Below are 22,537 nucleotides of genomic sequence, written 5' to 3'. Positions count from 1 at the left end.
ATCGTCCCGTGCGAGTTCATCGCCTGACCGGTTGCCGGGTCGCTGCCCACGCGGCCACCTGGGCGCGGGACCGCAGGTCCAGCTTCGTGCGGATGTGGTCGAGGTGCGTCTCGACGGTGCGCTCCGAGATTCGGAGGCGACCGGCGATCTGACGGTTGGTCAGGCCCTCGACCAGCAGCGTCGCCACGCCGAACTGGCGTCCGGTGAGCGGAAGGTCCGGATGGGCGGTGGGCCCGGTCGGACGCTCGCCGGTCAGCGCGTAGCGCTCGCCGTCGTGTGGTGACAACGCGCGACCCTCGTCCAGCAGCGCGTTCGCCCGCCGCTCGGGCACCCGGCCCCTGGCGTCGGCGACGGCGAGCGAGACGAGGTCACGCCACCACGGGTCGCCCACTCCCGAACGGTGCACCCCTGCGAGCCCGGCCAGGCGCAGTCCTCGCTCCACGTCCCCGCCGCGCAGGGCCCCGACCGCGAGACCTTCGACGGCGTAGGGCCAGATCAGCGACCCTCGGTCGGGCAACGACCGCAGCGAGTCGACGAAATGGTTGGCCGCGGCGGCCACGTCGTCCCGCCGCAACGCCAGCACCCCGTTGGTGTGCAGCAGCGCCGCGCGTCGCACCGGTTCGGCGTGCCTTCGGTAGATCGGGGCCGCTTCGGCGAGTGCCTCCCCGGCGCCGTCGAGATCGCCGTCCAGGATGCGCGCCCACGCCAGGTTGTTCAGGCACAGCCCGACGCTCATCGGTTCGTCGAGTGTCCGCACATGGCTCAGGCACCGCGCGAAGCTGCTGGTCGCGGCCGGGTAGTCGCCGCGCACCTGCTCGGCGAAACCCAGTGCCTGCAGCGCCCGGCCGAGCAGTGCGGCGTTGCCGTGCTCGGCGCCGGTGGCGACTGCCTGCCGCGCGCACTCAGCGGACTCCCGGTGCGCGTCGTGCCAGCCGGCCAGCCACGATGCCTGTTCCCAGGCCAATGTGCGGTAGGCGGGGGAGGCGTCCGGCATGCGCAGTGCGGAGGCGAGACGTTCCCGGCCGTCGGCGGCGATCCCGAGCCGCTGCCGGCAGCGCGCCAGTGCGCTCTCCAGCAGCAGGAGGCGGTCGTCGGTGCCGCCGCGCAGGTACTCGACGCCAGTGCGCAGGTTCGACAGCTCCGAGCCCAGCCGGTCGAGGACGGCTCCGCTCGTGGTGAAGCTCCTGGTCAACGGCTCGGCGATACCGGTGAGCCAGTCGACGAGCCGGTCCGTCGCCGCCACCCGCTCACCCGCTTCGTCGAGCTTGCGCCCCGCGAAGTACCGGACGGACTCCAGCTGCCGGAACCGTCCGTGGCACTCGGTGCTCGCGGCGATGACCGATTTGGACTCCAGCGACGACATCAGCGGGACCATCGACGAGGCCGGCGTGTCACCGACGGCGGCGGCGAGGTCGATCCCGAACCCCCCTGGCAGCACGGACAACCGGCGGAACAGCGCCTGTTCGGCCGGCTCGAGTAACTCGTAGCTCCACTCGAGCGCGGCACGCAGGTCGCGGTGACGGGTGTCGAACCCCCGGGATGTCGCCGCGAGCATGGCGAACCGGTCGTCGAGGCCCGCGATGATGTCGGTCAACGGGAGCAGCCGGACCAGCCGGGCGGCCAGCTCGACCGCGAACGGCAGGCAGTCCAGCCGCGTGCAGATCAGCTCCAGCTCCGCGTGTCGCTCTCCGGTACCCGGGTCGGCGAAGCCCGGCGCGACGGCCCTGGCCCGCTCGACGAACAGCCGGACGGCGTCCGCGAGCGGGAGCTCACCGATCGGATGGATCATCTCGCCCGGCAGCTGGAGCACCTCGCGGCTGGTGACCAGCACGCGTAGCCCGCCGCAGCGACGAAGCAGCTGCACGACCAGCTCGCCACACGCCTGGGCCAGGTGTTCGCAGTTGTCCAGTACGAGCAGCAGCTCCTTGCCGCGAAGCTCGGCGGTCACCGTTTCCACGAGCGCCGTGCCGGGTTGCTCGGCGATCCCGACCGCCGCCGCGACCCGCTGGCCGACCAGCTCGGTACCGGTCAGGCCACCGAGGTCGACCACCCGGACACCGTGCTCGTACCGGCGCTGCACCCGCGCGGCGAGCTCCGAGGCGATCCGTGACTTACCCGCGCCCGCCGGGCCGAGCAGGGTGATCAACCGTCCGTTCCGCAGCAGTTTCGCGATGCCGGCGAGTTCGTCCTCCCGGCCCACGAAGCAGTCGAGCTGATGAGGTAGTTCCGTGTCGGCGGGGCCCGCCGACACGGCCGATCCGGAGCGGGTCCTGAGCCGGTAGGCGCGTTGTCTGCATGCATTCGAGCAGTAGCGTGCTCCCCCATTCGTAGCCGTGTCCCCGCAGCTTGCGCACGTTGTCGTCATCTGACCTCCCCGTGGCGCGAACGTTATTACGGCCGGGGGAGCCGACCTCGGGAGCGACCTGCCGCAGGGGATCCAACGGGTGCGCAGGTTCACCCACTCGCAAGCACCTCATTAGCACCATCAGTCACATTTTGTGTGTCGTCGTGGTCAGGGAACGCGGTCGCGGAGCGTCGCCATCAGCTCGCGGCTCACGGTGTCCAGGGGTGTCGTGCTGCGTTCGGCTCTGGCCAGGAGCATGCCGCCCTCGAAGGCGGCGAGCGTCAGTGTCGCCAACGACGTCGCCTCGGGCTCCGGGAGGCCACGTGCGCTGATCGCGTCGGTCAGGGCCGTGCGCCAGTCGGCGTAGGCGCCGGCGCAGGCCGCCGCCAGCGACGTCGAGGTGTGCGCCGTTTCCAGTGTGAGGGTGGCGACGGGGCAACCGTCGGCCCATTCGGTCGCGGCCAGGTGGGCGGCGGCGAGATCGATCCACTGCGCGACCGCATCCGCCGGGTGCTGGTCGCGCAGGACCTTGCGCAGCAGTCGTCCGTAGCCGGCGCCGGACAGCGCGACCGCCTCGACCGCGAGCTGCTCCTTGCCGCCCGGGAAGTGGTGCGCCTGGCTGCCCCACGGGGCACCGCTGTCGGCGATCACCTGCCGCCAGCCGGTCGCCGCGAAGCCCTGGGTGCGGAACAGGGCGGCCGCGGTCCGGATCATGCGCTCGCGCGCGTCGGTTCTGCGTGGCACACCGGCCACGGTAGTCCTTGACAAGACGACCGTCTTAATAAGACAGTCGTCCTAGAACGAGGCGAAGTGAGGTGGAACGTGCGGCGGCTCATGTTCGACGGCCCGGGACGGACCCGATGGGAAGAGGTCGAGGAACCCGAACTGTCCGGTCCGGCGGGCGCGTTGGTGCGGCCGATCGCGGTGGCGACCTGCGACCTCGACGTGGCGGTCCTGCGCGGCTCCTATCCGCTGCCCGGCCCGTACCCGCTCGGCCACGAGGGCGTCGCGGAGGTCGTGGCGGTCGGCGACGAGGTGAGCCGGGTCGCACCGGGTGACCGCGTGATCGTGCCGTTCCAGATCTCGTGCGGGCAGTGCGCGCCCTGCCTGCGTGGCCGAACCGGGAACTGCGCCGCACACGCGCTGATGTCCAGCTACGGCCTGGGTCCACTGGGTGGGCAGCAGTGGGGTGGTCTGCTCGCGGATCTGGTCCTGGTCCCGCACGCGGACGCCATGCTCGTCCCGCTGCCCGACACGCTGGACCCGGTGGCGGTGGCCAGCGCGAGCGACAACATCCCCGACGCCTGGCGCACAGTCGGACCCGGCCTGGCAGAGGATCCCGGGGCGGAGGTGCTCGTGGTGGGCGGCGATGCGGGCCCGTGTTCGATCGGGCTCTACGCCGTCGGTATCGCGGTCGCGCTCGGCGCTTCTCGCGTCGTCTACGCGGACGCCGGCGCGAACCCCACCAGGGGCTCGGTCGCTGAAGCGTTCGGCGCCGAGGTGATCGGCCTGGCTGACGCGCCGCGCCGCAAGGTCGGGTCCTTCCCGATCACTGTCGACGCGAGTGGCACACCGGAAGGCCTCCGGCTGGCTCTGGACAGCACCGCCCTCGACGGAACCTGCACGAGCCCGTCGATCTACCTGACCGATGTCGAGCTGCCACTGCTGCGGATGTACTCGCGGGGCTGCACCTTCGTCACCGGCCGGGCGCACGCGAGGGGCACGCTGCCTGCCGTCCTGGAGGCGTTCGCGTCGGGTTTCGACCCGTCACCCGTGACGACGACGGTGGCGCGCTGGGAGGACGCGGCACAGGCGCTGAACAGCCCGTCGATGAAGACCGTGGTCCATCGGACCAGCTGAAACCGGCCTCCTAGAACGGTGGCGGGTCTTCGTCGCCCTCTGGGTCGGTGATGGGTTCTCCTCGGGTGGGGTAGGTGCGGCCGAGGGGGCTTTTCCAGCGGAAGTAGCCGGGGTGGGGTTGGGTGACTGTCCAGCGTCCTCGGTGTTTGAGTGCGTGGTCGTGTGCGCAGGCCGGTGCCAGGTTGGTCCTGGTGGTGGGGCCGTGCTGGACGTCATGGGTGTGGTCGAGTTCGGACTGCACTGCCGATCGTCGGCAGCCTGGTGCGGTGCAGGTGCGGTCCCGGATTTGGGTGTATCGCCGTAGTGCGTTGGTCGGGTGTCGCCGCCCGGGTTGGGTGTCGAGTTTCTCGGCGGGGTCGCGTTCGCGGGCTTGCTGGTATTGGGTGGCGATGTCGGTGATGACTTTCGCCCATGCCTGGGGTGGGTTTTTGGTCAGTTGGGCGAGCGCGGTGGAGGGGATCGCAAGTTCGACGATTCCGCCTTCGGCGCGGTAGCCGGGCGGGCCGGTAGCTGGTCGGCGGCGGGTGATGCCTTCGGCGATCAGGTAACCATCGACATCGGTGACCACCCACCGCCACTGACCACTGTGTTGGCGCCCAGCAGCGCGTCGAGCAACCGACCCGAGGATCGGGCCCCAGCCCGGGAGTTCACCGGGGAGGTTGTTGAGCCCGGCCAGTGTGTCGAGCCGGGCCCGCACCTCGATCCCCGACACCCGACCCACCACCTCAGCAACAGCCTCCACCGGCCCTTCAGCGCCGAAATCAATATCGACGGGCTCAACCTCGGCCGGCTCGGTGTCGGCCGGTTCGCCGGCAGGACTCGGCGGCGAGGTTTCGGCCAGCAGTGCGGCGACCATCTGAGTGCGGGTCAGGTGATGGAACCGCCCGTCCAGCAGCCGCAGGAAGATGTCGGCGCGCAGCTGGTCGATCCGGCCGCGATGCCCCGCACGTTTCGCGGCCAGCGCCAGCTTCGCAATCCGTTCGGTCGCGGCCGCGGCTTCATCGGGTGGTAGTCCGGTGGCGGTGACCGTGGCGGTGCCCGCCGAGTCGAGGTAGCCCACCACCATCCGATCGGCCAGGGCTTGTTCGTACTGGTCTTCGGCTCGGTCCGGCTCCACGGTGATGATCAGCTTCAGGATTCGGGCCCGCAACTGCCCCGTCGTCAACCCCGGCGCCACCGGCAACACCCGCGCGATCACCGCGGCGATCAGATCTTCAGGCAAACCCGCGAGGTGATAGGTGAACACCAACGCCCGGTCCCGGTCGATCAGCCCGGCCAGCATCGCCGCGTGCACCGCCGGCAGCTCCAGACACAGAACCTGGGCGAAATCGCACTCGGTCCGCGCCCGACTGCGAGACAAGGTCAACGCGGCGCGTACTTCATCGGAGGCGTACTGCTCCGACCCGACAGCTGCGGCGCGTTGCACCACCGTGGCGACCGCGGCGGTGTACAGCCCTTCGACGTGCGCACGCTGACGCCCACAGGCTTGCAGTACACCGACGACGTAGTCATCTGACACGGCGTCCATGTCCAGGGCGGACAGGACAGCACCGAGGAGTGGCCCGGCGGGCATACCCGCGAGCCAGGAACCGACCGACACCCCACCCTGCATGCCATCGATCATACGTTCGAACACCGACAAAACAGACTATCTGCAGGTCAACCAGCCAACAGACCCCCACCAGCGACAAACGGTCACAGCCAGAACACCGCGATCAGACCCACCCCGACCAACCACACAACAAGACCAGAAGGGACTTCATCGGCTCGGGGCGGCAGCCCAAGTAGTGAAAGTCCCCCGGCAAACCAAAGCCCGAAACTGATGATCCGCTGATGATCGACACGTAACACGCTCCGTACCCGCTTGGATGTAGCCGGTAACGCCCACCAGTAGCTCCCTGCTGAACGGGTTCGATCAAGGAGAGCCATGACGATGATTCGCCGATTCGCCCTCACGACTGTCCTAGGTGCGGCGGCAGCCGCCGCTCTCGTCTCGGCACCGGCCGTGGCGACCAGTGCTCCCGGCGTGGCGCTGACGGCCATGGCCGTCCCCGCCGACAACCAGCACGGCCCGGACTGGGACGGCCGCCACGGACAGTGGGACGGTCGCGGTGGCTTCGGTCACGGTGGCGGCTGGGACGGCAACGGTGGTGGCTGGGACGGCCACCGCTGGTGGGTCAGCGCGGATCGCTGCAACCGGGGCGGCGGCCATGTGGACCGGACCCACGACCGCTGGCACAACTTCTTCTGCCGGGGCGGCCGCTTCAACGGTGCGCCGGTCCACCGCTGACCGGGTGATGTGAGCCGAGGTCCGGCCGGGGCAGCCAGCCCCGGCCGGCTCGGTCGTTCACACTGACCGGCGATGGACGGTAGCCGGACGACCTCGGGCACGCTGCGCTTGGCGGCGCTGCTCGCGGTCGCGGGCGGCTACCTGGACGGGTTCATGTTCATCGGGCACGGCGGGGTGTTCGCCAACGCGCAGACCGGCAACGTCGTGCTGCTCGGTGTGTCGGCCGCGCGCGCCGACTGGCGGGGCGCGGTGCGGCACGTGCTGCCCATAGTGGCGTTCGTCCTCGGGGTGGCCACGGCCGAGACGGTGGGGCATCCGTGGGTCGCGCGCCGGATCCGCCGGCCCGCGCGGGTCGCGTTGGCTCTCGAGATCGTCGTGTTGGCGGTGGTGGGCGCTCTGCCCGGAACGCTCAACAGCACGGTGATCGTGCTTGCCGTCGCCTACGCCGCCGCGATGCAGAACTCGACGTTCGGCAAGCTGCGGGACTGGTCGGTCAACACGACCATGACGACCGGCAACCTGCGGACCGCGTCCCAGGCGACGTACCGGGCGGTGATCCGGCGGTTGCCCGGCTCGGCCGAGCAGGCGAGGGCGTTCGGCGCGATCTGTCTGGCGTTCCTGGTCGGGGCGGCCCTGGGCGCCGTGGCCACCGGGTGGTGGGGCAACCGAGCCGCGTGGGGCGCGGTGTTGTTGCTGCTCGTGGGCCTGCTGATGTTCGTGGTCGACGAGCGGGGCTGAGCTGCTCAGCGGCTCGCTGGACGGTCGAGACTGTGCTCGGCGACGGTGAAGTCGGCGAAGTCGATGTGCTGGTCGACCGGGCTGGCCCAGGACGGATCGCCGCCGCCGAAGAACGTGGAGAAGAACAGCCCGTCGATGTGCAGCCGGGCGTCGGTGCGGAAGATCAGGTCGGGCTGGTGGAACACCCGGTGGCCGTCGAGCCACACGGTGATCGTGCCGTCGGCTCGGCCCGGGGTGTTGAGCTGCACCCGCTGCTCGATCCGCGCCCACCGGCCGGGGGAGAAGCTCCACGAACCCCGGCCGAGCGAGGCGCCGTCGCCGGTGGCGCCCGGGAAGTAGGCGTACACCTCGCCGGCTCCGTCGCGCCGCCACATGAAGCGCGTGGAGAAGCCGTCGTCGCGGTGGTTTCCGCCGGAACCGGCGCTGCCGCCGAAGAGCCCCGGGAGCTTTCCGCCCTTCACGAACTGGAAGCCGGCGGGAAAGCGGACGCTGTATCTCAGGAACAACAGGTCGGCGGATCGGGGAAAACGGAGGTAGAGCTGGGCGCCTCCGGTCGAGGCGCCGTCGGCTCGGGCGACGGTCGGGCTCGCCGACCCCTTCGGATAGCTCACCTGCAGGAAACGGCCGCCCGGTGCGCTCGGGTCGGTGACCAGCTCCGAGTGGTCGAGCCCGAAGGAACCGCGCGGTGTGAAGCTGACGCCGTTGCCGAAGAAGCCGGGAATCTCCGAGGCGGTCAGTGGCACCGGTGCTCCCGCCGTCCGACTCGAAGTGCCGTCGGCGGCATGGTCGACATCCGAGGCCCGTGCGCATCCGGCCAGCGTCAGCGCCACCAGGCAGGCCACCGCGGCCACCCGCAGCGGGCCGACCGAACCACGTCGGTGTGGATACACGCTCGATCTCCGCACAATCTCAGATGGCTGCACTGCCGTGGATTTCCGAAGTTACCGCATGTGAAATGAACTCCCCGCGCGCCCGGGGTCGCTCAGCCGACCCCCCAGGCCTGCAGCGCTTGGGCGCTGAGATGCTGCCGGGTGTTCCTGATCAGGCCTTTCAGCGCCGGGCCGTGTGCCTCGGCGATCGCCTGATTGTGTTGCGTGACGTCCATCTCGTTGGCCGCCGTGATCTCCATGAAAGCCCGGAGGGCAGCGGGGTCCGGGGTGCTCGACAGCCCGGTGAACCGGTCGGTGAAGAGCGACTCTCCCGAGGCCAGCCTCGGGTAGGTCGCGGCGCGGTCGCAACTGGCGTAGAGGTAGATCAACGCCTCGGCGTCCTCCCCGGCGATCGCGGCGAGACGGGGGCGTTCGGGGAGGTCGAGCAGGCCGACCGCGAAGCCGTCGGTGCCGTAGAAGGCGTGGCCGAGCCCGGCGAGCTGCACAGTGGGACCGGCGCCCCACTCGGCGAGCAGTAGCCGCACCCGGCGCAGATGGTCGAGGAGCGTGCCGCCCGGATGCGGGACGGTGTCGGCTCGCCGGTCGAGGAGCAGCTCCTCGACCGCACGCAGGCGGTTCTCCACGACTCCCACCGTAAGCGCGGGAGTCGACGAGGTCGACGGCATTGCCGGGCCGGGTGGACAACCGGAGCGAGCGGTTGGTTGACTCCCCAAGATCTTGTTGTTGATGCAAAGAGGTCGGGAATGGCCAAGGTCGCGGGCTGCCGCACGATGCCGTTGCTCGGTGCGTTGCCGTGGCTGGTCCGCGACCCGGTCGGGGTGTGCTCCCGGGCGGCGCTGGCGAACGGCGGCCTGGTCCGCGTACCACTCGGTCCGACCGGTGTCTACGTCGTGTCCGACCCCGATCACGTGCGCCAGGTCCTGGTCACCAACGCGGCCAACTACTCCAAGGGCCGGATCATGAACGGGATCCGGATCGCGTTCGGCGAGGGACTGTTCACTTCGGAGGGCGCGCTGTGGCGCCGGCAGCGCAGGCTCATGCAGCCCTCGTTCCAGCAGAGCGGAATGCGGCTGACCTCAGAGGTCGTCACCGAGGTGTGGCAGCGTCGCCTGGACGGCTGGTCCGGACCGGTCGATCTGCTCGAGGAGTTCCTCCACCTGGACATCGCGGTGATCCTGCGGGTGTTGTTCTCCTCCGCACTTCCGGCGGGCCGTGCCGACAAGCTGGTGCGTCTGGCCGACCGCGTCTTCGCCGGGATGGCCGGTCAGCTGCCTGCCTTCTTCCTGCCCAGGTGGGTGCCGGTGCCGGGGCGCGGTGCGTACCAGCGGGCCGTGCGCGAGCTGGATGAGGAGATTCGACTGCTCGTCGCGATGCACCGCGACGAACACGGCGGCGGAGAGCTTCTCCAGGATCTGCTCGCCGCGCGCGATCCCGACACCGGCGAGCCGATGAGCGACCGGCAGATCCGCGACGAGATCTTCACGATGTTCATGGCCGGCTACGAATCCACCGCCAGCACTCTCGCGTGGACGTGTCACCTGCTGAACGAGGCCCCGGAGGTGACGCACACGCTGCGCGCCGAGGTGGATCGAGCGTTGGCCGGTCGTACCCCGACCATCAACGATCTTCCCGAGCTGCCCTACACCGCGCGGGTGATCGCCGAAGGGCTGAGGCTCTATCCGGCGTTCCCGATGTACTTCAGGGCCGCCGACGGCGCCGACCGGCTCGGGGACCACCCCATCCCGGCGGGTGCGCAGCTGGTCCTGTGCCCGCACGCCACGCATCGCACGCCCGAGCACTGGCCCGATCCGGAACGCTTCGATCCCGACCGGTTCGAGCCGGGCTCCGTCGCGATTCGGCACCGGGCGGCCTACTTCCCGTTCGGCCTCGGTCAGCGCCGGTGCATCGGTGAGCCGATGGCACTGACGATCGCCACGCTGGCACTGGTCATGCTCGTGCAGCGGTTCGACCTGACTCCCGGCACGGCTCCGGTGACCGGCCGCTACGCGATGACCTACCAGCCGAGGCACGGCCTCGTGGTCACCCCGGCAGCCCGCGAGTCGGGAGATTCGTCAGGGCGAGTCGCGGATTTCGTCAGACCCGACAGAATCCCCGACTCACCCTGACGGAATCCCCGACTCGCGGGGGTTCCCGAACAGCTCGCGCAGCGGCGGGGGTGTGGCCGGGTCGCCCTCGCGGAGGGACTCGAGCTCGGCGAGCGTCGTGTGGAGTACCTGGGTCGGCTCGGGGTGGGCGCCCCTGCGTGCGGACAGCGCGGCGCGGCCGATCACCAGGTGGTACCAGGTGCCGTCGACCTCGACGTTGGCGACTCCCGGCGTGCGGCCGCCTCGGCCGGCCGTGGCGGCCAGGGTCTGCAGGGTCCACAGCGGCTCGGTGACCGCTCCCTCGGCGGGGAGCCGCCGCGAACCCCAGGCCGCGAGCGCGGACAGGGCGTCGCTGAGCGCGGCGCCGTCCTCGGTCAGCCGGTAGCGGGTGCCGTCGTGGCTGATCAGTCCGGCGCCCTGGACCTGTCTCAGCCGCTCGGTCAGGAGTGCTGAGCTGACCCCGGGCAGTGTGCGCAGCAGCTCGGTGAACCGCAGTGGTCCGGCGAACAGCTCCCGCAGCACCAGCAGCGTCCATCGTTCGCCGACGACGTCCAACGCGGCCGCGAGACCGCACCGCTGCCGATAGCTGCGCGTCGTCATCGATCCAGTGTATGTTCCGAAGTGCTCCAGTTCATAATCTGAAGTAGGTGGCCGCCGATGTCGACGCGCGTGCTCGGAGACCGGGCACTGGGCTGGCTGCGGTTCCTGCACCGCAAGGCGACCACGCCGGACGACTGGAGCTCAGCCGGCCGCCCGGCGCGGTGGTGGGACGACCGCAGCACACCGCCGGTGCTGAACTTCGCCCGGTTCGACCTGTCCGAGTCCAGCTACGCGGTGCCGATGATGGCGGATGTGACCCCGGCGTGGCGGGAGGTTTACGTCGAGATCATGGACGGCCTGGTCGCCCGGCACACCACGTACTGGGCCGCGATCGACTGGCTGACCCAGATCGGCCACGACCCGGACCGTGCGCGCTACCCGGAGGAGCTGGTCAAGCTCTGGCTGCCGCAACACCTGGCCGGCGACTACGACATGCCGGGCTGGACGGCGAACGGCGTCGAGCCGTGGGGTCTCGCCCCGGATCCGGTCGCGGCCGAGGGCAACCTGTTCTTCAAGGGCTGGTTCAACCTGCTGCTCGGCTTCCACGGTTACGTCTCGCGCGACCGCCGGTGGAACGAGCCGTTCGCCGTGACCGGGCTGGACGACCAGCCGTTCTCCTGGACCCACGACGGCATCAACGCGCTGCTGACCAGACAGTGGACCGCCCGCCCGGAAGGGCCGCACTGCGAGAACACCAAGATCTGGCCGTACTGCCTGAGCGCGGCGGGTCTCGGGCTGCGCATGCACGACATCCTGACCGGCGGTTCGGACCACTGGGTCTACGACCAGTGGGTGGACATCGCCCGGGAGCGGTTCCTCGGGCTGACCCCTGGTGGCCACGTCGAGTGGATGGCGCTCTACCACGACCCGATCGCCGACTACACCCACCGCGCGGGTCCGACCGCCGGTCTGTCGGTGGCGATCTACATGCTGCCGCAGGAACCCGCGCTGGCGGAGATCCTGTACCGCACGGCGGTGGACAAGATCGGCTGGAGCGACCCGGCGCGTCCGGTCCGCTCGTTGCCCGACCCCCGGTTCCTGCTGCTGGGCATCGTGCTGGCCCGCGAGTTCGGTGACGAGATCACCCACGCGCGGCTGACCGCGTACGCGGCCGAGCGGTTCGAGCCGGGATTCGCGGCGGGCTCACTGGAGCGCGACGAGTTCGGCTGGGGCTTCGGGCTCGACGAGCCGTACCCGCGTGGCCAGCTCAACGGTCTGCTCATGATGGCGGAGATCGGTGCGCCGGGCGCCTGGTCGCGGGTGTTCACCGAGCCGAACCTGGACAAGTTCGACGAGCCCACGGTGTGTGGCGTCGACTTCCCCCGTCTCGGCGTCCGCGAGGCCTGGAACTCCGGTTCCGCGCTGACCGTCGGCACGTACGCGGCCACCGCATCCGAACGCGGCGCCCCGACCACGATCCGGGTCACCCAGCTGCCCGACGCCGCGTCGAGCGAGGTGCTCCGCGACGGGGTGCCGTACCCGCGCTGGCGTGTCCTCGACCCGCGCAGTATCGAGATCGACCTGGACATCGGTGAGCACCGGCTCCAGGTCCTGCATCCCGGATCGACCACCACCACACAGAGGCACGAGGACCATGACACCGGACTGGCCCCGCCTGGCAGAGAGCCTCAACAGGTCGCTGCACCTGACCGCGCCGCCGGTGGCGATCAGGTTCAGCTCGGCGGAGTCCCCAGACCACCGTGTGCCTGCTGCTGAACCGGCCCTGCCGCCGGCGCGGCTTGTGCGCTCACCTGGATTCCCGAATGGCCCAGTACGCGGGCGTCGACGCGCGTCGATTCACCCATTGATCCTATTGAAATTTGTCTCTGCAATTACTTTTCGACGAGGTCGTTGTTCGTAGGCAATAGCAGCACGTTCGCCCGCCACATTGACCCACGTCACACTCGCCGACGACCATGGCCTCACCCCTGAACGCGCACCGCAACCCCACCATGCGAGGCCCCGCTGATGCCTTCAGACGCCGCTGCCGTCGATCTCGACTCGGTTGATCTGTCCGACAACAACCTGTTCACCGACGGCCCTCCGCACGAGTTGTTCGCGCGGATGCGGGCTGAAGCACCGGTTCACCACAACCGGACGAAGGACGGCCCCGACTTCTGGTCGCTCACCCGGGCCGCCGAGATCAGCGAGGTCAGCAAGGATCCGACGACGTTCTCGACGGCGCGCGGCGGCATCTTCCTGCAGCCGGACACGCTCCTGCCGCTGGAGCTCGGACAGAGCTGGGTGATCTTCAAGGACCCGCCGGAGCACACGAAGCACCGCGAGATCGTGGCCAAGGCCTTCCTCGCGCGCACCCTGGTGATCCTCGACGACGTCATCACCGAGGTCGTCCGCTCCGCGCTGGACAAGGTCGCGGCCACCGGAAAGTGCGACGTCGTGCGGGATATCGCCGTTCCGATTCCGCTCACCGTGATGAGCAGAATGCTGGGCTCGCCGGACGAGGACATTCCGCGTCTGCTCGAATGGAATGACGCCATCCAGGACGGCATCACCAACAATGTCAACGGCAAACAGACCATGGAACAGATGGCGGATCATTTCCGCAAGGTCGTGGACAACGAGCTGATCCGCGGCATGGACTCGCTCGCCAGCGCGGTGTCCAACGCCGAGGTCGACGGCGAGCACCTCACCGACGACGAGATCGCCGTCTACTTCGCGGTCCTGTTGTTCACCGGGACCGAACACACCAGGAACGCGATCTCGAACGGGCTGCTGACCCTCCTGGAACACCCCGACCAGCTGAAGCTGCTGCGGTCCGAACCGACGAAGCTGCGGTGCAAGAAGTCCGGCCACGCCCCGCCCGCGCTCGACGAGATCCTGCGCTGGACGTCGCCGGTGAACTACCTGGCCCGCACCGCGACGAAGGACACCACCATCGGTGACGTGGCGATCAAGGCCGACGACCGGGTGGTGCTCTGGTACGCCTCCGCGAGCCGCGACGCCGACGCGTTCGCCGGTGCCGACACGTTCGACCTCAACCGGGGAATCCAGGAGCCGCCGCACTTCGCGTTCGGCGGTGGCGGACCGCATCACTGCCAGGGCGCGAGCCTGGCGAACCGCATGCTGTCGGTCGCACTGACCGAGACGATCAAGCGGCTGGACGGCCTGGAGCTGGACGGCACGCCGTCCCGCGTGCCGTCGACCTTCGTGAACGCACCGACCTCGATCCCGGTGCGGTTCAGCTCCACCGGCTGAAGTCCTCGTGAGTGTTGAGTGTGGCCATAGCCGCACTCAACACTCACGACCGAAATTTTGTGCTTGCGCTGGAGTGGACTCCAGCGCATAGCGTTGTGCTCATGGTTGCTGCTACCGAATCGGCGATGGGCATCCGGGCGGTCTCCGAGGAGACCGGCCTGACCATCGACACACTGCGCTGGTACGAGCGGCAGGGTCTGCTGCCCGCCGTCGAGCGCACCGCCGACGGGCGTCGGCGCTACACGGCGGCCTCGGTGACCTTCGTCCGGCTCGTGCAGGCCTTGCGGCGTACCGGGATGCCGGTCGCGGACGTGCGCCGGTTCGTCTCGCTGATGGACGAGGGCGCGAGCTCGCACGGCCGCCGGATGGCCCTGCTGGAGCAGCAACGCGACGCGATCCTGACCAACCTCGACCAGATGCACGAGGATCTGAGGACCGTCGAGACGAAGATCGAGCACTACCGCGACCTCATCGACCGAGGTCTCGACTGTGAGGGTGCCGCCGTCGACGACGGCACCGCGCGGCTACAGCGCAGCCGTCTCGGCTGAGCGCACTTCTCTTTCACCTCACCCGCTACACCCCTGGAGATTTTGTGATGACGCACGTCGGTACGACCCTGCTCGGAGACGCCCTGACGGTCAGCAGGCTCGGTTACGGCGCGATGGGCCTGTCGGACACCTACGGCCCGGCGGACCAGGACGAGTCGCTGGCCACGCTCCATCACGCCGTCGACCGCGGTGTGACCCTCATCGACACCGCCGACCTGTACGGCTTCGGTGGCAATGAGGAGCTGGTCGGGCGCCTGCTGGCGACCCGCCGCGACGAGGTCACGCTCGCCACCAAGTTCGGCATCACGGTCGGCGAGGGCGGGCTCGCCGGGATGGGCACCCGGGGCGACGCCGCCTACGTCCGGGAAGCCTGCGAGGCGAGCTTGAAGCGCCTGGGCGTCGAGGTCATCGACCTGTACTACATGCACCGGCGGCAGGTCTCGGTCCCGATCGAGGAGACCGTCGGCGCGATGGCCGAGCTGGTCGAGGAAGGCAAGGTCCGCCACCTCGGCCTGTCCGAGGTGACCGCCGACGAGCTGCGCGGCGCCCATCGGGTGCATCCGATCGCGGCGGTGCAGAGCGAGTGGTCGCTGTGGAGCCGCGACGTCGAGCGCGCCGTCGTACCCACCGCCGCCGAGCTCGGTGTCGGCTTCGTGCCGTACTCGCCGCTCGGGCGCGGGTTCCTCACCGGGACGCTCAGCGACCCGTCCACGTTCAGTGGTGACTGGCGCGGTGGGCTGGCCCGGTTCACGGGCGACGCCTACGAGCGCAACCGGGCCGCCGTGGCCACGATCGCCGAGATCGCGTCCGCGTTGACCGTCACCTCCGCCCAGGTCGCCCTGGCCTGGCTGCGGCAGCACGCCGTGGCGCTCGGGCTCGCGGCGGTGCCGATCCCGGGTACCCGGCGTGCCGCCCGCGTCGACGAGAACATCGCTTCGCTGGACGTCACCCTGGATGCGGAGCAGGTGAGCAGGCTCGACCAGGTCGCGGAGGCGGTGGTCGGTCCGAGGTCCGACCACTCCGACCCCGACTGGGTCTCCGACACCCGCGAGTAGCGCATGATGTCCCAGTGAATCGGGAACGTCTGGCTGAGCGGCTCGGCATCGGGCCGCTCAGCGCCCGGTCGGTCGCGCTGTCCGCGCTGCTCGGCAGCCACCCGCCCCGGCTGCCCGCGCGTTCGCTGGTCGCGCTGGGTTCGCTGTTCGGCATCGCGGACGGTGCCATGCGTACGGCGTTGTCGCGCATGGCCGAGTCGGGTGAGGTCGGGGTGGACGACGCCGGCTACGTCCTCGGCGAACGGCTGAGGCGTCGGCAGGTCAACCAGGACGCGATGCGCCGGGCACCGACCGAGCCGTGGGACGGGACCTGGTGGTTCGCCATCGTCGACGCGCAACGGCGGCCGATCGCCGAGCGCAGGGCGTTCCGCTCGCTCATGGGGGAGCACCGGATGGCCGAGCTGCGGCCCGAGGTGTGGCTTCGGCCGGCGAACGTGGCCGGGCCGTCGCCGATGGACGGCACGCTCGTCGTGCGCGGCGGCATCGACGGGCGGGATCCGGTCGAGCTGGCCGGTCAGCTGTGGGACCTACCGTCGATCGAGGCGGAGGCCATCGAGCTGATCGGCCTGGTCGACGAGGCGTTCTCCTGGCTGGACCGGGAGGATCCCGCCGTGCTGGCCGAGACGTTCCTGGTGTCGATCGCCGCCGTACGGTTCCTGCGCCGGGAGCCGCAGCTCCCCTCGGCCCTCGTCTCACCGGGCTGGCCGGCCCCGGCGATCCGCGCTGCCTACGACCGCCTCGAGGAGGCCCACCTGGCCCGGCAGATGTCGTTCATGGCGGCGGCCGCGGAAACCTGAGTATCACAAGTATTGATCGCGATAGACAGATAACGTAACTTCGTCGGTATGGCGCTCCTCGACGAAGAGGCTCTGACCCATCGAATCCTCGACCACGTGGCAGCCGGGACTACCGACCTTGCGGACGAGACCTGGCGTGAACCGGTGGAGCACTACCGCTGCCCGGATCGGCTGCGGCAGGAGACCGAACTGGTGTTGCGGCGCCGGTTCGTCGCGTACTGCCCGTCGGTCGCGCTGCCCAGGGCGGGCTCGTACATCGCGCGGACCGCGGCCGGCACGCCGCTGGTGGTGCTGCGCGACCGTGAGGGTCAGGTGCGTGCCTTCCGCAACGCATGCCGCCATCGCGGAGCGGCGCTCGTGGCCGGCTGCGGCACCGCGACGTCACTGGTCTGCCCGTACCACGGCTGGGTCTACCGGCTGGACGGCGCGCTGCGCCACGTCGCGGACGACCACGGCTTTCCCGGTCTCGACCGTGCGACGCACGGCCTGGTGCCGGTCACCGCGGTCGAGCGGTCCGGTCTGGTCTTCGTGTCCCAGGACGGTGCCGACGCGGGCGAGCTCGCGGACCTACCGGAGATCGTGCTGTCCGACCAGATGCTGCTCGACAGCAGCACGGACGTCGTCGAGGCCAACTGGAAGATCCTGGTCGAGGGTTTCCTCGAGGGCTATCACATCAAGGCCACGCATCGCTCGACGTTCTTCCCGTTCGGCTACGACAACCTCAACGTCGTGGAGTCCTTCGAGCAGGGTAGCCGGGTGGTGTTCCCGTTCCGGCGGATAGAGGGCCTGCGTGACGTGCCCTCGGACCAGCGCAGTCTTGACGGGCTGGTGACCACGGTCCATCACGTGTTCCCGAACGTCATGGTCGCGCGGCTGTCGCACCACACCGCCGTGGTCGTGCTCGAACCGGACGGTGTCGAGCGGACGAACGTGGTCACCTACCGGCTGACGAACGAGGCCGGCGCCGACGAGTCGCACGCGACGCGGGACGCCAAGTTCGTCGAGATGGGCAACGAGGAGGACCGCGACATGGCCCGCTCGGTGCAGCAGGGACTGTCCAGCGGCGCGAACGAGTTCCTCGAGTTCGGCCGTTTCGAGGGCGCGATCATCCACTTCCACCGCCAACTGGCGGCACTCATCGCCTGAGCGAAGTCGCCCGGTCAGGGTCCAGGGACCGGCTGGGCGCCGAAGACGATCTCCCACAGCTGGGTGCGGGCGTTCTCGATGTGCTCGCGCACCGCGGCGGCCGACGCGTCCTGGTCGCCGTCGCGGACCGCGCGGTAGATCGCCTGGTGGTCGCGGACCGACTCGGCGATCGGGTTGATGTACGGGATCAGGTCGTGCGTGGCGAACAGGTCGGCACGCGCGGCCTCGATCGCGCTCTCCAGGCGGGTGTTCCCGGACGCCTGGGCGAGGCCGGTGTGGAACTGCGAGTCGGACAGACGGAACGCGGCGCGGTTGCTGGCCTGCTCCAGACTGCTGATCGCGGTACGCAGCGCGGCGAGGTGGGTGTCGTTGCGCCGAGACGCGGCCAGCCGAGCTGCCTCTGTCTCCAGTGCGATGCGGTAGTCGACGATGTCGTCGAACTCGCCGGACTCGGTGCGCATGCGTGCCCGCCAGCGGGCCACCGGCTCGTCCAGCTCGATCACGTAGGTGCCGCCACGGGCGCCCCGCCGCACCTCGACGTAGCCGTCGTTCTGCAGGCTCTTGATCGCTTCACGCAGGCTGATCCGGGCCACGCCGAGCTGTTCGGCGAGCTCTCGCTCGGCCGGAAGCCGGTCCCCGGGACCGATCTCGCCCCGGTGGATCAGGCGGCGGAGGTGGTCGGCGACGGCCTGGGACACGGATTGCGCTGTCACGTTGGCCATCAGATGAGGTTATACGGGCGCGTGGAGCAGCGCGGGACGCGTGTGTTCTGTGGCCTTGACAACACCGGGGTCAGGTGGTGACCTAGAAAAGGTCTTAAGTTGGGACCTAAGACCAATCGGGAGGCGCGCGTGTGCGGGATCGTCGGGCTACATCTCAAGAATCCTGAGCTGCAACCTCGGCTCGGTGAGCTCCTGGTGCCGATGCTGGAGGCGATGACCTCGCGCGGACCGGACAGCGCAGGCGTCGCCCTCTACGACGACTCCGGTATGACGGTGATCAAGGACGTCGGGCGCCCCCGGGAGATCTGCGAGCGCAACGGCGTCGCTCGTCGGGGCGGCTACCAGGCGGTGGGGCACACCCGGATGGCGACCGAGTCGGCCGTCACCACCGAGGGCGCGCACCCGTTCACGCCGCTGCCCGGTCTCGCGCTGGTGCACAACGGCTCGTTCTCCAACCACGCCACCATCCGCCGGGACCTCGCGTTCGGCGGGATCGAGTGCACGACCGAGAACGACTCCGAGGTCGCGGCGCGGTTCATCGGCCGGGAGCTGAGCAACGGGGCCGATCTCGCCGATGCCATGCGGATGGTGCTCAAGGAGTTCGACGGTTTCTTCACCCTGCTGGTCACGACCGCGACCCAGTTCGCGGTGCTGCGTGACTCGTTCGCCTGCAAGCCCGCCGTGATCGCCGAGACCGACGACTACGTGGCGATGGCCTCGGAGTTCCACGCGCTGGCCGAGCTGCCGGGCATCAACACCGCACGCATCGTCGAGCCCGAGCCGGAAAGGGTCTACGCATGGTCGCGCTGAGTGAAGAGTTGGTGAAGGTCGACCTGACCACGAGCACCGTGCGTGAGCTGAACGCCGAGTTGCACAAGCCGACCGCGCGTCGCTACGAGGTGCACAACCCGCGCGGCGCCGAGGCGATCGCGGTGGGTCTTCGGCACCCGTTGGACGTGGAGGTCCACGGTCCGGCCGGTTACTACTGCGCGGGGATGAACATGCTGGCCGACATCACGGTGCACGGCAGCGTGGGCACCGGGGTCGCGGAGAACATGATGTCCGGGTCGGTGCGGGTGCGGGGCAACGCGTCGCAGTCGGCGGGCGCGACCGGGCACGGCGGTCTGCTGGTGATCGAGGGCAGTGCGTCGATGCGGTGCGGCATCTCGATGAAGGGCATCGACATCGTCGTCGGCGGCAACGTCGGGCCGATGAGCGCGTTCATGGCGCAGGCGGGCCGGCTCGTCGTGTGCGGCGACGCGGGCGACGGTCTGGGTGACTCGATCTACGAGGCCCGGCTGTACGTGCGGGGCGGTGTCGGCTCGCTGGGCGCGGACTGCATCGAGAAGCCGATGCGCGACGAACACGTCGCCGAGCTGTCCCAGCTGCTGGTCGACGCCGGCCTGCGGCACGATCCGGCCGAGTTCCGGCGCTTCGGTTCGGCCAGGCAGCTCTACCACTTCGCCGCGCACAACTCCGCCGCTTACTAGGGGGCCAGAATGACCGATCCCGCTCTGCGTGGGCTGCGCGAGTCCGCCACGTTCGACCGCGCCACGATCGCCGGAATCCAGAAGGCGGCCGAGACCGGCGTCTACGACATCCGGGGGTGGGGCGCCAAACGCCGGTTGCCGCACTTCGACGATCTGCTGTTCCTCGGCGCGAGCATGTCGCGCTACCCCCTCGAGGGGTACCGGGAGCGCTGCGACACCGACGTCGTGCTCGGTGACCGGCACGCATCGCAGCCGTTGCATTTGGACATCCCGATCACCATCGCCGGCATGAGCTTCGGCGCGCTGTCCGCCCAGGCGAAGGAAGCCCTGGGGCGCGGCGCCAGCGACATGGGGACCTCGACCACCACCGGCGACGGTGGCATGACGCCCGAGGAACGCGGCCAGTCCAAGCATCTGGTCTACCAGTACCTGCCGTCGCGGTACGGGATGAACCCGGACGACCTGCGCGCCGCCGACGCCATCGAGGTGGTGCTCGGGCAGGGTGCGAAGCCCGGCGGTGGCGGCATGCTGCTCGGGCAGAAGATCAGCGACCGGGTCGCCGGGATGCGCACCCTGCCCGCCGGCATCGACCAGCGCAGCGCATGCCGGCACCCGGACTGGACCGGGCCCGACGACCTGACCATCAAGATCCTGGAACTGCGCGAGATCACCGACTGGTGCAAGCCGATCTACGTCAAAGTGGGGGCCACCCGCACCTACTACGACGTGAAGCTCGCGGTCGCGGCCGGCGCGGACGTCGTGGTGGTCGACGGTATGCAGGGCGGCACCGCCGCCACCCAGGACGTGTTCATCGAGCACGTCGGCATCCCGACGCTCGCCGCGATCCCACAGGCCGTGCAGGCACTGGCCGAGCTGGGGCTGCACCGCAAGGTCCAGCTGATCGTCTCCGGTGGCGTCCGCACCGGTGCCGACGTGGCGAAGGCGATGGCACTGGGCGCCGACGCCGTCGCGATCGGCACGGCCGCGTTGATCGCGCTGGGGGACAACCACCCGCGCTACGCCGAGGAGTACGCCGCGCTCGGCTCGGCGCCCGGCTACTACGACGACTACCAGGACGGCCGCGACCCGGCAGGCATCACCACCCAGGACCCGGAGCTGGCCGCGCGCCTCGACCCGGTCGAGGGCGGCCGGCGGGTGGCGAACTACCTGCGGGTCCTGACCTTGGAAGCGCAGACCCTGGCGCGGGCCTGCGGCAAAGCGCACCTGCGCCACCTCGAACCGGAAGATCTGGTCGCGCTCACCATCGAGGCCGCCGCGATGGCCCGGGTGCCGCTCGCCGGGACCTCCTGGATCCCGGGCCAGGGGCTGTGAGCAACCCACTACGACAAAGGAGTTGGCATGGGTGACGGACGCGAGGAACTGGCCGCACGCGCGGACGAGGACGGTATCGAGTTCTTCCTCGCCATGTTCGTGGACCTGCACGGCAAACCGTGCGCGAAGGCGGTGCCGAGGTCCAGTCTCGACCTGCTGATGGACGGTGGCGCCGGGTTCGCCGGTTTCGCCGCCGGTGACCTCGGCCAGGGTCCCGCCGACCCGGACATCACCGTCCTGCCCGACCCCGCGTCGTACACGAAGGTGCCGTGGAAGGACGGCATCGCGGTCCTGCACTGCGATCCGCACGTCGGTGACGACCCGTGGCCCTATGCGCCGAGGGTCATCCTCAAACGGTTGCTCACCGAGCTGGCCGACACCCGGGGCTGGGTGCTCAAGACCGGCGTCGAGGCGGAGTACTCACTGCTGCGGCGCACCGAGAACGGCGGCCTGGTCGTGGCGGATGCGCTGGACACCTCGGCGAAGCCCTGTTACGAGGTCAAGGGCCTGACCCGGATGTGGGACTTCCTGTCCACCCTGTCCAAGCACATGAACCAGCTCGGCTGGGGCAACTACGCCAACGACCACGAGGACGGCAACGGGCAGTTCGAGAGCAACTTCGACTACTCCGACGCCGTCACCACCGCCGACCGCACGATCTTCTTCCGCTACATGGTCCACATGCTCGCCCACGACGCCGGCATGACAGCCACGTTCATGCCCAAGCCGTTCACCAACGTCACCGGCAACGGCCTGCACACCCACCTGAGCCTGTGGGACACCGACGACAACCCGCTGTTCGCCTCGAACGACGACGCGCTGGGTCTGTCCAAGCTGGCCTACCAGTTCATCGCGGGTCTCATGGAGCACGGGCGCGCCTCGGCGGGCGTCATGTGCCCGACGGTCAACTCCTACAAACGCATCGGGGTCGGCGCGCCGGACTCCGGAGCGACCTGGGCACCCGCCTACGTCGCGTACGGCGGTAACAACCGCAGCCTGCTGCTGCGGGTTCCGGACGGCGGCCGCGTCGAGCACCGGGGACCGGACGGCTCCGCGAACCCCTACCTGGCGGCGGCCGCACTGCTCGCGGGCGGATTGGACGGCATCGACCGCGGCCTCGACCCGGGTGAACCGGTCACCGACAACCTGTTCGCGCTGTCCCTCGACGACGTGAAACAGCGCGGCATCAGCCACCTGCCGAAGACGCTCGACCGAGCGGTCGAGGAGCTGGTGAAGGACCCGGTGCTGCGTACCGCGCTCGGCGGCCTGCCGGACGGCACCGACTTCATCGACTACTTCGCCCGCGTCAAACAGGCCGAGTTCGACGCGTACCACTCGACCGTCTCGCAGTGGGAAATAGACCGATACCTCACTCTTGCCTAGAACCTCGGAGATTCGCTCATG

21 protein-coding genes are annotated in these 22,537 nt (G+C 69.7%); 14 read left to right on the top strand and 7 right to left on the bottom strand.

The annotated features are described in order from the left end of the window. Positions 1–16: 16 nt before the first annotated feature. Positions 17–2,251, bottom strand: coding sequence for an ATP-binding protein (locus G406_RS0103015; RefSeq protein WP_028932652.1), 2,235 nt, complete (start codon positions 2,249–2,251; stop codon positions 17–19). A gap of 261 nt (positions 2,252–2,512) precedes the next feature. Beyond that, positions 2,513–3,088: a TetR/AcrR family transcriptional regulator gene (locus G406_RS0103010; protein WP_028932651.1), complete on the bottom strand. Its 576-nt coding sequence runs from the start codon at positions 3,086–3,088 to the stop codon at positions 2,513–2,515. Between the two features lie 66 nt (positions 3,089–3,154). Between G406_RS0103010 and G406_RS0103005 the strand changes: the two genes are divergently transcribed. Then, the gene (locus G406_RS0103005) at positions 3,155–4,204 is read left to right on the top strand and encodes a zinc-dependent alcohol dehydrogenase (RefSeq protein WP_211241016.1); all 1,050 of its coding nucleotides are present in this window, start codon (positions 3,155–3,157) and stop codon (positions 4,202–4,204) included. A 10-nt stretch (positions 4,205–4,214) separates the two neighbouring features. On the opposite strand, the gene G406_RS53590 is transcribed toward G406_RS0103005, so the two are convergent. Beyond that, a complete protein-coding gene (locus G406_RS53590) occupies positions 4,215–5,816 on the bottom strand; it encodes an HNH endonuclease signature motif containing protein (protein ID WP_169736574.1) in 1,602 nt (533 codons plus the stop codon). A 315-nt stretch (positions 5,817–6,131) separates the two neighbouring features. On the opposite strand from G406_RS53590, the gene G406_RS44310 reads away from it, so the two are divergent. Continuing rightward, positions 6,132–6,494, top strand: a complete 363-nt coding sequence (locus G406_RS44310; RefSeq protein ID WP_051341386.1) for a hypothetical protein — start codon at positions 6,132–6,134, stop codon at positions 6,492–6,494. 72 nt (positions 6,495–6,566) lie between these two features. Further along, positions 6,567–7,232 carry a YoaK family protein gene (locus G406_RS0102990; protein WP_028932648.1) on the top strand — a complete coding sequence of 222 codons (666 nt, stop codon included), beginning with the start codon at positions 6,567–6,569 and terminating at the stop codon, positions 7,230–7,232. Between the two features lie 5 nt (positions 7,233–7,237). On the opposite strand, the gene G406_RS44305 is transcribed toward G406_RS0102990, so the two are convergent. After that, complete coding sequence (locus G406_RS44305; RefSeq protein WP_051341384.1) at positions 7,238–8,122, bottom strand: polysaccharide lyase; 885 nt, start codon at positions 8,120–8,122, stop codon at positions 7,238–7,240. A gap of 92 nt (positions 8,123–8,214) precedes the next feature. Continuing rightward, positions 8,215–8,745: a DUF6817 domain-containing protein gene (locus tag G406_RS44300; RefSeq protein ID WP_156934643.1), complete on the bottom strand. Its 531-nt coding sequence runs from the start codon at positions 8,743–8,745 to the stop codon at positions 8,215–8,217. Between the two features lie 120 nt (positions 8,746–8,865). Between G406_RS44300 and G406_RS53585 the strand changes: the two genes are divergently transcribed. Then, positions 8,866–10,248 (top strand): cytochrome P450, encoded by a 1,383-nt coding sequence (locus G406_RS53585; RefSeq protein ID WP_051341382.1) that lies wholly within the window; start codon positions 8,866–8,868, stop codon positions 10,246–10,248. Here the strand turns inward: G406_RS53585 and G406_RS53580 are convergent. Then, positions 10,240–10,827, bottom strand: coding sequence for a winged helix-turn-helix transcriptional regulator (locus G406_RS53580; RefSeq protein ID WP_051341380.1), 588 nt, complete (start codon positions 10,825–10,827; stop codon positions 10,240–10,242). The genes G406_RS53585 and G406_RS53580 overlap by 9 nt on opposite strands. A 57-nt stretch (positions 10,828–10,884) precedes the next feature. On the opposite strand from G406_RS53580, the gene G406_RS44285 reads away from it, so the two are divergent. The 6 genes from G406_RS44285 to G406_RS44280 all read left to right on the top strand — a co-directional run bounded on the left by G406_RS44285 (position 10,885) and on the right by G406_RS44280 (position 17,589). Continuing rightward, positions 10,885–12,543 carry a linalool dehydratase/isomerase domain-containing protein gene (locus tag G406_RS44285; protein WP_051341378.1) on the top strand — a complete coding sequence of 553 codons (1,659 nt, stop codon included), beginning with the start codon at positions 10,885–10,887 and terminating at the stop codon, positions 12,541–12,543. A gap of 252 nt (positions 12,544–12,795) precedes the next feature. Beyond that, positions 12,796–14,043 (top strand): cytochrome P450, encoded by a 1,248-nt coding sequence (locus G406_RS0102960; protein WP_037074702.1) that lies wholly within the window; start codon positions 12,796–12,798, stop codon positions 14,041–14,043. A gap of 101 nt (positions 14,044–14,144) precedes the next feature. Next, entirely contained in the window at positions 14,145–14,591 is a 447-nt protein-coding gene (locus G406_RS0102955; RefSeq protein WP_028932646.1) for a MerR family transcriptional regulator, read from the top strand. Between the two features lie 47 nt (positions 14,592–14,638). Then, positions 14,639–15,646: an aldo/keto reductase gene (locus tag G406_RS0102950; RefSeq protein ID WP_028932645.1), complete on the top strand. Its 1,008-nt coding sequence runs from the start codon at positions 14,639–14,641 to the stop codon at positions 15,644–15,646. A gap of 14 nt (positions 15,647–15,660) precedes the next feature. Then, on the top strand, positions 15,661–16,443 hold the full coding sequence (locus G406_RS0102945; protein WP_028932644.1) for a PaaX family transcriptional regulator C-terminal domain-containing protein: 783 nt from the start codon (positions 15,661–15,663) through the stop codon (positions 16,441–16,443). Between the two features lie 48 nt (positions 16,444–16,491). Beyond that, entirely contained in the window at positions 16,492–17,589 is a 1,098-nt protein-coding gene (locus G406_RS44280) for an aromatic ring-hydroxylating oxygenase subunit alpha (protein WP_037074700.1), read from the top strand. Between the two features lie 14 nt (positions 17,590–17,603). On the opposite strand, the gene G406_RS44275 is transcribed toward G406_RS44280, so the two are convergent. Further along, a complete protein-coding gene (locus G406_RS44275; protein WP_084215716.1) occupies positions 17,604–18,311 on the bottom strand; it encodes a FadR/GntR family transcriptional regulator in 708 nt (235 codons plus the stop codon). 129 nt (positions 18,312–18,440) lie between these two features. Between G406_RS44275 and G406_RS0102930 the strand changes: the two genes are divergently transcribed. The 4 genes from G406_RS0102930 to glnT are packed head-to-tail and all read left to right on the top strand — an operon-like array spanning position 18,441 to position 22,516. Continuing rightward, positions 18,441–19,121, top strand: coding sequence for a class II glutamine amidotransferase domain-containing protein (locus G406_RS0102930; RefSeq protein WP_028932643.1), 681 nt, complete (start codon positions 18,441–18,443; stop codon positions 19,119–19,121). After that, positions 19,109–19,801: a glutamate synthase gene (locus G406_RS0102925; protein ID WP_028932642.1), complete on the top strand. Its 693-nt coding sequence runs from the start codon at positions 19,109–19,111 to the stop codon at positions 19,799–19,801. The genes G406_RS0102930 and G406_RS0102925 overlap by 13 nt, the downstream gene beginning before the upstream one ends. Positions 19,802–19,810: 9 nt before the next feature. After that, positions 19,811–21,133 carry an FMN-binding glutamate synthase family protein gene (locus tag G406_RS0102920; protein ID WP_028932641.1) on the top strand — a complete coding sequence of 441 codons (1,323 nt, stop codon included), beginning with the start codon at positions 19,811–19,813 and terminating at the stop codon, positions 21,131–21,133. A gap of 27 nt (positions 21,134–21,160) precedes the next feature. Continuing rightward, positions 21,161–22,516, top strand: a complete 1,356-nt coding sequence (glnT, locus tag G406_RS0102915; protein WP_028932640.1) for a type III glutamate--ammonia ligase — start codon at positions 21,161–21,163, stop codon at positions 22,514–22,516. Positions 22,517–22,537: the final 21 nt, after the last annotated feature.

Origin of the sequence: Actinospineispora spinosispora DSM 44797 (assembly GCF_000429025.1) — a bacterium.
GTDB classification, from domain to species: Bacteria; Actinomycetota; Actinomycetes; order Mycobacteriales; family Pseudonocardiaceae; genus Pseudonocardia; species Pseudonocardia spinosispora.
The sequence above is the reverse complement of the archived record's forward strand: the minus strand, read 5'-3'. Positions and strand labels throughout refer to the sequence as shown.